The following is a 13,491-nucleotide window of genomic DNA, read 5'->3' as shown; positions in this document are numbered from 1 at the left end:
TTTGCAATTATGTATTTAATTTTCGACACCGAAACTACTGGATTACCTAAAAGCTGGGCAGCTCCAATTACGGACACCGATAACTGGCCACGTTGCGTTCAAATTGCTTGGCAATTGCACGATGAAATGGGTAATTTAATTGAACACCAAGATTATTTAATACAGCCAGAAGGTTTTAATATTCCGTATGATTCTGAACGTATTCATGGAATTTCGACCGAATTAGCACAAGAAAAAGGTATTTCACTTACAGAAGTTTTAGAAAAATTTAATATTGCGCTATCTAAAACCAAATATGTAGTCGGACAAAATGTAGGTTTCGATGTAAATATTATGGGTTGCGAATTTCATCGTTTGAATATTGCAACTAACTTAACTAAACTTCCCGTTCTTGATACTTGTACCGAAACTACTGCCGAACTACTAAAACTTCCTGGTGGGCGTGGCGGAAAATTTAAATTACCAACATTAACCGAATTACATCAATATTTATTTGGTGTTTCTTTTGCAGAAGCACATAATGCAACTGCCGATGTGGAAGCAACAACGCGTTGTTTTTTAGAATTAATTAAACGCGAAGTTTTTACAAAAGAAGAACTCGATGTAACACCCGATTATTTTATTCGATTTAGAGAAAACAATCCGAAAGAAATTCAATTAATTGGTTTAAAACACATCAATTTAAAAGCAGCTTCTGATGAAATAAGACGCCGTCTTCAAAAATTTGAACAAGAAAACCAACAAACTTCGGTTACTGAATCGGATAAAAAAGATTTACAGCATGCCAAGTTTGCGCATCTCCATAATCATTCTCAATTTTCGGTTCTACAATCTACCATTTCCATTCCAGATTTGGTTGCAGCAACAGCAAAACAAAAAATGCCAGCAGTAGCCTTAACCGACACAGAAAATATGATGGGTGCATTTCACTTTGTAAGTGCGGTAATGAATCATAATAAAGCGGCAAAAGCTAAAAACGAAGCCGCAATTGAAGCCGGTAAAGAACCAACCGAAGTTGAAATAAAGCCTATCGTTGGTTGTGAATTGTATGTTTGCGATAATCATTTAGATCGAACTAAAAAAGATAATGGTTATCAAATTGTGTTTTTAGCGAAAAATAAAAAAGGGTATCACAACTTAGCCAAAATGACTTCCATTGCTTATACTGATGGTTTTTATTACGTACCAAGAATAGACAGAGCAATTGTTGAGCAATACAAAGAAGATGTAATAGTTTTATCTGGGAATTTGTATGGAGAGGTTTCTAGTAAGATTTTAAATATTGGCGAAAATCAAGCCGAAGAAGCTTTGCTTTGGTGGAAAGAAAAGTTTGGAGAAGATTTCTATTTGGAAATCATGCGACACAACCAAGAAGATGAAAATCGTGTTAACCAAACATTAATTTCATTTTCGCAAAAACATAATATCAAATTAGTTGCAACGAACAATACATATTACTTAGATAAAGAAGATGCGAATGCGCACGATATCTTATTGTGTGTAAAAGATGGCGAAAAACAAGCTACGCCAATTGGTCGCGGACGAGGTTATCGGTACGGATTGCCCAACCAAGAATACTATTACAAGTCGGAAGAAGAAATGAAAAAACTTTTTTCCGATTTACCTGATGCTATTATCAATATTCAAGAAATTATTGATAAAGTTGAAACCTATTCGTTATATCGCGATGTTTTGCTTCCAAAATACGATATTCCTGTGGAATTTGTAAACCCTGAAGATGCTATTGATGGTGGAGTACGTGGCGAAAATGCTTATTTACGTCATTTAACTATAGAAGGAGCTAAGAAACGATACGGCGAAATTACGCCAGAAATTCAAGAACGATTAGATTTTGAATTATTAACGATTTCAAACTCTGGTTACCCAGGTTATTTCTTAATTGTACAAGATTTTATTGCCGAAGCACGTAAAATGGACGTTTCGGTTGGTCCTGGTCGTGGTTCTGCAGCGGGTTCTGCGGTTGCTTATTGTTTAGGAATTACCAATATTGACCCAATTAAATACGATTTGCTTTTCGAACGTTTCTTAAATCCAGATCGCGTATCGATGCCCGATATTGATATCGACTTTGATGATGAAGGTCGAAGCCGCGTAATGGATTATGTAATTAATAAATATGGAGCCAATCAAGTGGCACAAATTATTACCTACGGTAAAATGGCAACCAAGTCGGCTATTCGAGATACGGCACGTGTACTCGATTTACCTTTATTTGAAGCCGATAGAATTGCGAAACTTATTCCAGGAATGATGCCTTCAAAATGGAATTTAGCACGTTTTTTAAGAGAAGATGAAACGGAAGTAAAAAAAGCGCTTCGTTCGGAAGAATTTGATAGAGTAAAAGAATTAATTGAAATTGCTAATACGGAAGATCTAGCAGGAGAAACCATTCAGCAAGCTAAGGTTTTAGAGGGCTCGCTTCGCAATACTGGAATTCACGCTTGTGGTGTAATTATTACGCCTTCAGATATTACCAATTATGTACCGGTAAGAACAGCAAAAGATTCTGATTTGTATGTAACCCAATTCGACAACTCAGTTGCCGAAAGTGCGGGATTATTAAAAATGGACTTCTTGGGTTTAAAAACCTTAACCTTAATAAAAGATACCGTAAAATTGGTTAAGTATCGCACAGGAATTGAACTGAATCCTGATGAGTTTCCAATTGATGATGTAAAAACCTATGAATTGTTCCAAAGAGGAGAAACAGTTGGTATATTCCAATACGAGTCGCCCGGAATGCAAAAATATATGAAGGAATTGAAGCCCACAGTTTTTGGCGACTTAATTGCAATGAATGCACTCTATCGTCCTGGTCCGTTAGAATACATTCCTTCGTTTATTCGTAGAAAAAATGGTGAAGAAGAAATTACTTACGATTTAGATGCTTGTGAAGAATATTTAGCCGAAACCTATGGCATTACCGTATATCAAGAGCAGGTAATGTTGCTTTCTCAAAAATTAGCCGGATTTACAAAAGGTGAAGCTGATGTTTTACGTAAAGCAATGGGTAAGAAGCAAAAAGACGTTTTGGACAAAATGAAACCAAAATTCGTCGAGCAAGCTTCTGCTAAAGGACACGATGCAACAGTTTTAGAAAAGATTTGGAAAGATTGGGAAGCATTCGCAAGTTACGCTTTCAATAAATCGCACTCTACGTGTTATGCTTGGATTGCGTATCAAACGGCTTATTTAAAAGCACATTATCCCGCGGAATATATGGCAGCGGTTCTATCCAATAACATGAACGATATTAAACAAGTTTCATTCTTTATGGAAGAGTGCAAACGAATGGGATTAAAAGTTTTGGGTCCTGATGTTAACGAATCGTATTATAAATTTACGGTAAATGAAGATTACGCAGTTCGCTTTGGAATGGGCGCTATAAAAGGCGTTGGTCAAGGCGCTGTAGATACTATTGTTGCAAACAGAAAAAACGGAAAATACAAATCTATTTTTGACGTTGCTAAACGAATAGATTTACGTGCTGCTAACAAAAAAGCTTTCGAAAACCTTGCATTAGCAGGTGGTTTCGATTGTTTTAACGACACACACAGAGCACAATATTTTTACGCAGAAGACGACACAACAACCTTTCTTGAAAAAGCTATGAAATACGGCGCAAAATATCAAGAAAACGAAAATTCGGCGCAAGTAAGCCTATTTGGCGACGCTTCTGAAGTTCAAATTCCAGAACCAACTGTTCCTCCGTGCGAAGAATGGAACACTATGGAAAAGTTAGCTAAAGAAAAAGAAGTAGTGGGCATATATATATCGGGTCATCCGCTTGACGATTATAAATATGAAATGTACTATTTCTGCAACACTACACTAGAACAATTGGCAGATTTAAATAAACAAGTTGGTAAAAACATTTCCGTTGGTGGCATTATTACCAAGGTAGAGCATCGTGTTTCTAAAAACAATAAAGGTTGGGCAACTTTCACATTAGAAGGTTACGATGATAGTTACGAATTTCGAATTTTTGGCGAAGAATACTTAAAATTTCGACATTTTTTAATTCCTAATAATTTTACGTATTTCCGTTTTATGGTAAAAGACGGTTGGACGAATGCCGATGGCAGAAAAAGCGATCCCAAAATTCAATTTTTAGCCGTTCAATATTTACAAGATGTATTAGCTTCATTTGCTAAAAAAATTGTACTTCACTTTAGCATACACGATTTAAACAAAGATATGATTTTGCTTTTGCACGATATTTTTGAAAAACAAAAAGGGAACAACCAAGTCGTTATAGAAGTTGCCGAACTAGAAAAAATAAAGAAACAAGTTATAACAGAAGTGCTTTCTGAAGCCATTGAAAATGAAGATGTACATGAAGAAAGTATAGACGACGCTACAATTCCATCAATAACAGAAGTAGAAGAATTTAAGGTAATAACCAAATTAAGTATGCAAAGCCGAAAATTAAAAGTTACTATTTCTACTGAGTTATTGCAAGAACTTGAAAATCATCAAATTAATTTTAAACTCAATTAATATTTTGTATAAGTTTAAGTTATATTAGCATAATGAAAACTAATGTTATTAGACCAATATTATTAAAATAAATAACTAAATTTGTATTCAATAACATAAATTAAAACAATATGGCATTAGCAATTACAGATGCTACTTTTGACGAAGTAGTATTACAATCAAATAAACCAGTAGTAGTAGATTTTTGGGCAGCTTGGTGTGGTCCTTGTAGAATGGTTGGTCCAGTTATAGACGAAATAGCAACAGAATATGAAGGAAAAGCAATAGTAGGTAAAGTTGATGTAGATGCAAACCAAGAATTTGCAGCAAAATATGGCGTTCGTAACATTCCTACCGTTTTAGTTTTTCAAAATGGAGAAGTAGTAGGTCGCCAAGTAGGTGTTGCGCCTAAAAAAACTTACACTGATGCTATTGATGCGTTATTATAACAAAACACAATAACAGCTTAAAATTTGAAGAGCAAACTTTCGTTTGCTCTTTTTTATTTTTAAGAAATCATTATCTTTGATTGGTATGAAAATAGAATCGCAATTAGAAAAAATAGCTTCCGTTCAGCATTTAGAACTTTTAGCCAATCAAGTGGTAGAAGGTTTTATTTCGGGCATGCACAAATCGCCATTTCATGGTTTTTCGGCAGAATTTGCAGAACATAAAATTTACAATTCGGGCGAAAGTACAAAAAACATCGATTGGAAATTATTTGCAAAAACTGATAGATTATATACCAAAACTTTTGAAGAAGAAACCAATTTGCGTTGCCATCTTATTGTAGATAATTCTACGTCTATGCACTACCCAAAGCTGCAATTAAACCAAGAGTTTTATGAAAACAAAATAGGTTTTTCGGTGTTAGCTGCTGCAAGTTTAATGAACTTGCTTAAAAAGCAACGCGATGCCGTAGGATTAAGCTTATATGCCGACACCTATGAATATTATTCACCAGAAAAAGGAAGCGACCGCCACCATAGAATGTTGTTAAACAAACTCGAAGAAACATTAGCTACTAATAAAAACAGTAAAAAAACCAATACCGTTTCCTATTTACATCAAATTGCCGAAAAAATTCATAAACGATCAATGGTAATTTTGTTTACCGATATGTTTCAACAACAAAACGAAGATGCTATTTTTAAAGCATTACAGCATTTAAAACACAACAAACACAAAGTAATTGTTTTTCATGTATATGATAAAAAAACAGAATTTCAGTTTGATTTTGACAATTCGCCAAAAAAGTTTATCGACCTAGAAACAGGAGAAACTATAAATGTATTTGCCGAAAATATAAAAAACGATTACGAAAAAAGCATTAGCCATTATTTTACAAGAATAAAAGAAAGTTGTTTACAATATAAAATTCAGTATGTACCTGTTGAAGTAGGTAAAAATTTTGAAAAAACACTTGTTACCTATTTAATTGAAAAACAGAAGTTTGGCTAATTAATGAAAAAAAAATTAATTTTTATTTAAAAAATATTTGGAGATTTAAAATTGCGTTGTATATTTGCAACCGCATTACAGCAACGGTTTGGTAGTTCAGTTGGTTAGAATACATGCCTGTCACGCATGGGGTCGCGGGTTCGAGTCCCGTCCAGACCGCAAGGTTGCAAAATAAATAAGCATTCTGAGGAATCGGAATGCTTTTTTGCCCAAAAAAGTTACCTATTTGTCTAAAATATATTTAAAAGACAAATCAAAATAGTTGTGTTGTTTATATCTGGGTAAAACCAGATAGGTTTAGTAGTTAGACCAATGAAAAGCTGTTCCATTAATTTGGAAGGGCTTTTTTGTTTTTAAAGACTATTTTTATTCTATATATTACTTGTTGGGTGGAATTAAAATTAGGTAATTATTTCCGTTAGTTCGATTTTTGATAGAAAATCGTATCGAAACTAGGAAAAATTACTTTCAAATTGATTCTCAATATAAAATTCTAAAAGAATTTCACTCGAATTGACAATTTGGAGTAGTTATACCCAAAGGGTTAATAAATTCGTTTAAATTTTGGTTACGATACTAAAAAACGATTACTTTATTGTTTGCAAATAAAAAATATACAAAATACTAATGTTATATATTTCGCAAATTAATAATTTCTTGTTCGGTTAAAAAACGCCAATTTCCTCGTGGTAAATTCTTTTTGGTTAATCCTGCAAAAGTAACACGGTCTAGCTTTAAAACATTATAGTTTAAATGTTCAAAAATTCTACGAACAACTTTTACATTGGCTGTTTTCATTTTTACACCTATTTCGCTTTTGGGTTCATTTTCTATATACGAAATTTCTTCAACCATAATTTTATGGTCGTCAATAAACAAGCCTTTTTCTATTTTTTCAAAATCTTCAAACTTCAAGTTTTTATCTAAACTTATTTGATATAGTTTAGACGAACGCTGCTTGGGTTGCGAAAACTTCGTTAGCATATCGTTATCATTAGTAAACAACAACAAACCCGTAGTGGTTTTGTCCATTCTACCCACTGGTTTTATAGGTGCTTTGGTAGCATTTCTTACTAAATTTAATACGTTGGCTTGTCCGTCATCATCAGAAGTTGAAAAATTTTTAGGCTTATTTAATAATAGATACACTTTTTTTTCAGGAGTTAATCGTGTTCCATCAAACAAAACTTCATCGTTTGGTTTTACTTTATAACCCATTTCGGTTATTACTTCTCCGTTCACTTTTACGTTACCGCTTTGAATATAGATATCGGCTTCTCTTCGGCTACAAACACCCGAATTTGAAATGTATTTATTTAACCTAATACCATCGGTTTCAGGTTTTGTTTTAGTTTGAGTTGGCTTATTTTCACTTCTTGAAAAATTAGAAGTGTTGTTTTTTACAGGAGCATTTCCTCTAGAATAGCTCGATTTTTTGTAGCCGCCTTGTCTTCCAGAACCAGCATTTCGTTTATCGTTACCTTGATGACGTGACATAGTATTTAATTTTATGCAAAGATAGTGTATTATGATTATACTTGCGATAATAATGCTCTTCCGTGTTGTAAAACATTTAAATCGATTAGCATAATACTAAAAACGCCACTTACAATTACAAATTTTAAAAGAAAATGAAGCTTTATATAGTCCGATTTTTGTTCGGATTTCCAAAGTTTAATTAAGAAAAAAACTAGCATAATTAAACTTACATAAAAGTATATTTCCATATAACCCACATTGTAAACATCGGTTAAAAAATAAACAGGAAAAATGGTTAAACAGATTAAAAAAGTGATACTGATTTTTGCTATTTTTTCTCCAAAACGTACCGGAATGGTTTGGTAATTAGTTACTAAATCACCCTCAATATTTTCTAAATCTTTTACAAACTCGCGAATTAAAAGCAACAAAAACAAAAAGGTGGCGTGCGCAAAAATTACATGATAAAAATTTTTAAAATACATTAACACACCAAAAAAAGGAATAACGACCAATAATGCTGCCGTGAGGTTACCTATTATTGGAAATTTTTTAAGCTTGTGAGAATAAAACCAAAGTAAAAAAATATAGCTTGAAAAAAAGAAAGCTGCGCGCCACGAAATTAATAAAGCCAAAGCAACAACTACAAAATTTATGGTAAAATAAACTTTTAACTTAGTAGATTGTCTTACGAGTCTATCAATCATCACTTTTTTAGGGCGATTAATTAAATCTTTTTTAGCATCGTAAAAATTATTAATAATATAACCCGAAGCGATACTTAAAGAGGAACATAATACTATTATAAACAAACGCCAATCGGAAATAATAGTTAAAGCAGGTTCGTTAGGCGCTAAAATAAATATTGCGGAAAGATATTGTGCAAGTGCTACAACCCAAATATTGTAGCCTCTAATAACCGAAAAAAAGCTGAAAATTTTTAATACTAATAATTTAGACTTTCGTGTTAGCATATCTTTTTAGGCACATATTTAAGGGTAATAAGAAATGTAAATAGATTAACTAATCTATAGCCTTTTACCTTTTACCTCTTAAAAGTTATACACCACTTCCAGTTTATAGTCGTTTAGAACTTCTTTTGCTTTGTCTAAATCTTCTGTGAATCCTAAAATATAGCCACCTCCGCCAGAACCACAAAGTTTTAAATAATAGGCATTGGTATCAATTCCTTTTTGCCAAATTTGATGAAACTGTTCTGGAATCATCGGTTTGAAATTGTTTAAGACTACTTTAGAAAGCTTTTTGGTGTTAGCAAACAATGCCTTTACATCGCCTTTTAAAAAATTTTCTACACAAGCATCGGTATATTTTATAAACTGCGATTTTAACATCGTACGAAAACCTTTGTCTTTAAGGTTTTCCATAAAAATATTAACCATTGGCGCGGTTTCGCCAACAATTCCAGAGTCTAATAAAAAAACAGCTCCTTTTCCAGTGGTACTTTGACTAGGAATTCCTGCGGGTTCAATATTATCTTTAGAATTAATTAAAATGGGTAAACTTAAATAACTATTTAATGGATCTAAACCCGAACTTTTTCCGTGAAAAAACGATTCCATTTGACCAAAAACAGCTTTTAATTGTAGTAATTTATCACGTGTAAGGTTTTCTAAAACGGTAATTTTATTTAGCGCATACTTATCGTAAATTGCAGCAACCAAAGCACCGCTACTTCCTACTCCATAACCTTGTGGAATACTCGAGTCAAAATACATTCCTTCAGAAATATCTCGGTTCAATGTTTCGAAATCAAACGTTACTAAATTCGTTTGATTATCTTGTAATTGCTGTAAATATTGAGAAAAACGAAATAAACTATTGTTCGATTTTTGTGCTTCTTCCGAAAGGTTTTCACTCTTTTTAAGTGCTCCTTTATAAAAATTATAAGGTATAGACAATCCTTTTGAATCTTGGATAATTCCGTATTCGCCAAATAATAAAATTTTCGAATAAAAAAGTGGTCCTTTCATTTTATAGTTTTCGATTTACAGTATAAAGTTAATAATAAAATTAATTAAAAACTAATTATTAATTATACCTTATTAATTACAAATTGACTTCCGCTACCAATTTGGTCGCAAATATACTGCTTGTTTTGACAATAGCCAACTAATTCATTTTTAATAAATTGTAAAACTTCTACTCTTACATTTTCAGGATACAAAACGTGTACGTTTGCACCCGCATCGAGTGTAAAACAAACAGGTGTTTGCGTTTTGTTTCTAAACTTCCAAATTTTATTTATAATTTCGAGTGTGTTTGGCTTCATTAAAATAAAATAAGGCATCGAAGTCATCATCATAGCGTGTAATGTAAGTGCTTCGCTTTCTACTATTTTTATAAATTCGTTTCTATTTCCGTTTTGTAAAATAGCTTTCATTTTAGAAAGATTATCATGCGCTTGTTCAAAACGTTTTTTGGCAAACGGATGGTTGTTCATTAAATCGTGCCCAACAGTACTCGATACTTGTTTTTCGCCTTTATCGACTAATAAAATAGTGTCTTGATAATTGCTAAAGTTTTTATGAATAGGAGTAAACTCAACGCCATACAAATTAGAACTACTTTCTATTGCAGTATGATTGCCCCATACTACCACTTCACCCTTTATACTTCTACAAGCGCTTCCACTGCCTAATCGAGCTAAAAAAGAGGCTTTTTTATAAAAATAATCATCTGAAATTTCTGGTTTTAGCATTTTCTCTAAACTCATAACATTCATGGCTAAAGCTGCCATACCCGATGCTGATGAAGCAATTCCTGAACTGTGTGGAAATGTATTTTCGGTATAAATTTCTAAATGATATTTTTTTAAATACGGACAATAGTTTTCTATCCGTTCTAAAAATTTTTGAATTTTAGGTTTAAAATCGTCTTTTGGTTTTCCTTCAAAAAATAAATCAAATGAAAAATGAGCTGAATTTTCTTTTTGGCTTACTTGTAAAGTGGTAATGGTTTTGCAATTTTGTAACGTAAAACTTATTGAAGGATTTGCAGGAATTTGATTTTCTTTTTTTCCCCAATATTTAACTAACGCAATATTACTAGGGGAAGACCAAGTAAATTTTCCGTTTTCTATTAATTTATATTGTGTAATTACAAAATCTTTTTCAGAATACATAGTTGAAAATTTAGGCAAAAATACCAAATATTCGTTACTTTGCTTAACTAAATTAAAAACTATGAACAAACCCGCTAAAATAGCACTAATGGTTTTTTGCTGTTTAGTTGTTGGTTTTCTTTCCGGATTGCTTACAAAAACAGCAATAGATACTTGGTATGTAACTCTAGAAAAACCTTTTTTTACGCCACCAGGTTGGGTTTTTGCTCCTGTTTGGACGGTTCTATATTTATTAATGGGAACCGCTGCAGGAATAATTTGGGACGAAATAAACACAAATAAACAAGCCACTAAAAAAGCACTTCTTTTTTTCTTTGTGCAATTATTTTTTAACGTATTATGGGTTTATTTGTTTTTTTACTTAAATAATTTGCTTTTAGCTTCCATTGAAATTTTCTTACTTTTATTGTTAATTTACGAAACGTACTATCTGTTTAAAACGCAAAATAAAACAGCCGGAAAATTATTATTACCTTATCTTTTTTGGGTTGGTTTTGCAAGTATTCTTACCGTGTCTATCTACATTTTATCTTTAAAAAATCTTTAAGAATTCTGTAAATCATTAAAAATCAATATTTAATTAATATATTTGACTATAATTTTTAAATAAAATTTATGTCGAAAAAAACTATTTATCTAATAGGAATGCTTCTTGTTATTCTTGTAGGTATGTGGGCGCAATATTATTTTTGTTGTGCTACTTCATGCAAAGAAAAGTGCAACAGTAACGCAACAGTAAATAAAGCCGCTAATTCATTAAATAACGATTTGCATTTTTTGTCTGGTTTTAATTTTAGCAGCGATACCGATTCGTTTCGTTGCAAAGATAATTTTGCATTTTTAAATGCTGATTATAAATTAATTACTCCTATTTCAGACTCCATTAATTTAGGAATTGAAAAATTAAAAAACTATTTAAACAATTCCGACGCCAAATTTGCAATTGTAGGCAATTACAACCCTAAAGAAGAAAACAATTCTATTTTTCCCGATTTGGGTTTAGCAAGAGCAACAGCTGTTAAAAATTATTTAGTATCCAAAGGAATTGACGAAAACAAGCTGGTAGTTACAAGTGTACAAAATAAAAAGCTAAGTATTGCTGATACTATTTTTTCTTCAACTGAATTTGCCAATTGGATTGAAACTCCAGAAGAGGCAAGTACTGAAACGCCTGCATTAAATTGGAATACGATAAGAAACGAAATTAATGCTAATCCTATTCGGGTATATTTCGAAACAGGGCAATCTACTATTAGCTTAACACAAGACCAAAAAGTACAAATACAAAAAATAATAAATTATGTAACAAACGTTCCTAATTCTAAAATTGTAGTAGAAGGCCATACCGACGCTACAGCTGGTGTAAAAATGAGCAATTTAGAATATTCTAAAAATAGAGCCAATTTTTTAAAATCGTACTTAGTTTCAAACGGTTTACCTGAAAACAAAATAATTGCTGTTGGTAAAGGAGAAAGTATGCCAATTGCAGACAACACTACCGATGAAGGAAAATCCAAAAACAGACGTGCTGAAATAAAAATAGAATAACCCAACCTCAAAAATTATAGTTATGACTTTATGTATTTTAATACCATTATTAGTAGGAATTCTTTGTGGAATTCTTGGTTATTTGTTAGGAAAACTTTCTAAAAATGCAAACGCTAACAACGATAGTCTTAAAGCAGATTTAGATAACTGTAACCGAATGAATTCGCAATTGCGAAGCGATATAGAAAAACTTCGCAACTTAAAAGATGCTACAAACATACAATCATTTACATCGGCTGCCACTATTGCATTTAATGCTGCGGCTGCCAAAAGTGTTTTTGGTAAAAAAATAAATGAGAACGATTTAAAAATAGTGGAAGGAATTGGCCCTAAAATTGAAGAATTATTTAAAACATCTGGAATATTAAGTTGGAAACTACTTTCTGAAACTTCGGTAGATCGATGCCAAGAAATATTAAACAAAGCAGGCGAACGGTTTCAAATGCACAACCCTGGCACTTGGCCACGTCAAGCAAAATTAGCTTATGAAGGAAAATGGCAAGAACTAAAAGATTGGCAAGATGTTTTAGATGGCGGTAAAGAACGTTAAAACTAATTAAAAAAAATCGGTAATAAAATACCGATTTTTTTTTAGATATTTTGCGATACAATATAGGCTGTTGTCCAAGCATTTTGAAAATTAAAACCGCCTGTAATAGCGTCTATATTTAGCACTTCGCCTGCAAAATATAAATTAGGCAAATGTTTGCTTTGCATAGTTTTAAAATTTACTTCTTTTAAATCTACACCACCAGCAGTTACAAACTCTTCTTTAAACGTACTTTTTCCGTTTACTTGAAATTGCGAATTTGTGAGTATTTCAGCTAATTGAACACGTTGTTTTTTGGTTAACTCTGCCCATTTTACATCTGGTTTAATAGTTGCTTCTGCCAGTATGTTTTCCCATAATCGTTTAGGAAAATCAAAAGGCGAAAATTTTCCTATTTGTTTTTTAGCGTGTTCCATTTGTAAATTGTTTATAAATGCAGCGGCCTCTTCAAAATTTGTTTCGCCTAGCCAATTTACTTGTAATACAAACTGATATTTTTTATCGAATAAAACACGAGCACCCCAAGCCGATAATCTTAAAATAGCAGGACCGCTAAGTCCCCAATGAGTAATTAATAAAGCTCCGTTCGATTTTAATTTTGTACCCAGCACTTTTAAAGAAACATTTGTGCTTAATCCCATTAAATTTTGAATTAGGCTATTTTTTATATTAAAAGTAAAAAGCGATGGAACTGGCGGAATTATAGTGTGTTTTAAACCCGAAAGTAATTCCCAAATTTTAGGATTACTTCCTGTTGTAATAACTATTTTTTCGCATTTAAAGGTTTCGATATTCGTTTCTATTTTCCAAA

General features: G+C 32.2%; 11 protein-coding genes and 1 tRNA gene. 7 read left to right on the top strand and 5 right to left on the bottom strand.

Going from position 1 to position 13,491, the window contains the following annotated elements:
- Positions 1-9: 9 nt before the first annotated feature.
- The 4 genes from dnaE to R2808_RS09480 all read left to right on the top strand — a co-directional run bounded on the left by dnaE (position 10) and on the right by R2808_RS09480 (position 6,120).
- The gene (dnaE, locus tag R2808_RS09495) at positions 10-4,521 is read left to right on the top strand and encodes a DNA polymerase III subunit alpha (RefSeq protein ID WP_371270769.1); all 4,512 of its coding nucleotides are present in this window, start codon (positions 10-12) and stop codon (positions 4,519-4,521) included.
- 110 nt (positions 4,522-4,631) lie between these two features.
- On the top strand, positions 4,632-4,949 hold the full coding sequence (gene trxA / locus R2808_RS09490; protein WP_371270741.1) for a thioredoxin: 318 nt from the start codon (positions 4,632-4,634) through the stop codon (positions 4,947-4,949).
- Between the two features lie 85 nt (positions 4,950-5,034).
- Positions 5,035-5,961: a DUF58 domain-containing protein gene (locus R2808_RS09485; protein WP_371270740.1), complete on the top strand. Its 927-nt coding sequence runs from the start codon at positions 5,035-5,037 to the stop codon at positions 5,959-5,961.
- 85 nt (positions 5,962-6,046) lie between these two features.
- Positions 6,047-6,120, top strand: a tRNA-Asp gene (locus tag R2808_RS09480).
- 471 nt (positions 6,121-6,591) lie between these two features.
- Here the strand turns inward: R2808_RS09480 and R2808_RS09475 are convergent.
- From R2808_RS09475 to mvaD, 4 genes are all read right to left on the bottom strand, one after another.
- The gene (locus R2808_RS09475; RefSeq protein WP_371270739.1) at positions 6,592-7,458 is read right to left on the bottom strand and encodes a pseudouridine synthase; all 867 of its coding nucleotides are present in this window, start codon (positions 7,456-7,458) and stop codon (positions 6,592-6,594) included.
- A 35-nt stretch (positions 7,459-7,493) separates the two neighbouring features.
- On the bottom strand, positions 7,494-8,414 hold the full coding sequence (locus R2808_RS09470; RefSeq protein ID WP_371270738.1) for a geranylgeranylglycerol-phosphate geranylgeranyltransferase: 921 nt from the start codon (positions 8,412-8,414) through the stop codon (positions 7,494-7,496).
- 78 nt (positions 8,415-8,492) lie between these two features.
- Positions 8,493-9,431 carry a mevalonate kinase gene (locus tag R2808_RS09465; RefSeq protein ID WP_371270737.1) on the bottom strand — a complete coding sequence of 313 codons (939 nt, stop codon included), beginning with the start codon at positions 9,429-9,431 and terminating at the stop codon, positions 8,493-8,495.
- 62 nt (positions 9,432-9,493) lie between these two features.
- Entirely contained in the window at positions 9,494-10,582 is a 1,089-nt protein-coding gene (gene mvaD / locus R2808_RS09460) for a diphosphomevalonate decarboxylase (protein WP_371270736.1), read from the bottom strand.
- A gap of 61 nt (positions 10,583-10,643) precedes the next feature.
- Here mvaD and R2808_RS09455 point away from each other — a divergent pair, with 61 nt between their 5' ends.
- The 3 genes from R2808_RS09455 (at position 10,644) to R2808_RS09445 (ending at position 12,680) form a co-directional block, all read left to right on the top strand.
- On the top strand, positions 10,644-11,129 hold the full coding sequence (locus R2808_RS09455; RefSeq protein ID WP_371270735.1) for a TspO/MBR family protein: 486 nt from the start codon (positions 10,644-10,646) through the stop codon (positions 11,127-11,129).
- A 68-nt stretch (positions 11,130-11,197) separates the two neighbouring features.
- Complete coding sequence (locus R2808_RS09450) at positions 11,198-12,130, top strand: OmpA family protein (protein ID WP_371270734.1); 933 nt, start codon at positions 11,198-11,200, stop codon at positions 12,128-12,130.
- A 22-nt stretch (positions 12,131-12,152) separates the two neighbouring features.
- Positions 12,153-12,680, top strand: coding sequence for a hypothetical protein (locus tag R2808_RS09445; protein WP_371270733.1), 528 nt, complete (start codon positions 12,153-12,155; stop codon positions 12,678-12,680).
- Positions 12,681-12,721: 41 nt separating this feature from the next.
- Here R2808_RS09445 and R2808_RS09440 read toward each other — a convergent pair.
- Positions 12,722-13,491: aminoacetone oxidase family FAD-binding enzyme (locus R2808_RS09440; protein WP_371270732.1), on the bottom strand; the 770-nt coding region annotated here is incomplete at its 5' end.

Source organism: Flavobacterium sp. (assembly GCF_041392005.1).
GTDB lineage: Bacteria > Bacteroidota > Bacteroidia > Flavobacteriales > Flavobacteriaceae > Flavobacterium.
This window is presented reverse-complemented; position numbering and strand designations above follow the sequence as displayed.

Bases quoted from the DNA above. Each gene is read 5' to 3' on its own strand.
- trxA (WP_371270741.1), top strand. From the start codon at position 4,632: ATGGCATTAGCAATTACAGATGCTACTTTTGACGAAGTAGTATTACAA.
- R2808_RS09450 (WP_371270734.1), top strand. From the start codon at position 11,198: ATGTCGAAAAAAACTATTTATCTAATAGGAATGCTTCTTGTTATTCTT.
- R2808_RS09455 (WP_371270735.1), top strand. From the start codon at position 10,644: ATGAACAAACCCGCTAAAATAGCACTAATGGTTTTTTGCTGTTTAGTT.
- R2808_RS09445 (WP_371270733.1), top strand. From the start codon at position 12,153: ATGACTTTATGTATTTTAATACCATTATTAGTAGGAATTCTTTGTGGA.
- mvaD (WP_371270736.1), bottom strand. From the start codon at position 10,582: ATGTATTCTGAAAAAGATTTTGTAATTACACAATATAAATTAATAGAA.
- R2808_RS09470 (WP_371270738.1), bottom strand. From the start codon at position 8,414: ATGCTAACACGAAAGTCTAAATTATTAGTATTAAAAATTTTCAGCTTT.
- R2808_RS09465 (WP_371270737.1), bottom strand. From the start codon at position 9,431: ATGAAAGGACCACTTTTTTATTCGAAAATTTTATTATTTGGCGAATAC.
- R2808_RS09485 (WP_371270740.1), top strand. From the start codon at position 5,035: ATGAAAATAGAATCGCAATTAGAAAAAATAGCTTCCGTTCAGCATTTA.
- dnaE (WP_371270769.1), top strand. From the start codon at position 10: ATGTATTTAATTTTCGACACCGAAACTACTGGATTACCTAAAAGCTGG.
- R2808_RS09475 (WP_371270739.1), bottom strand. From the start codon at position 7,458: ATGTCACGTCATCAAGGTAACGATAAACGAAATGCTGGTTCTGGAAGA.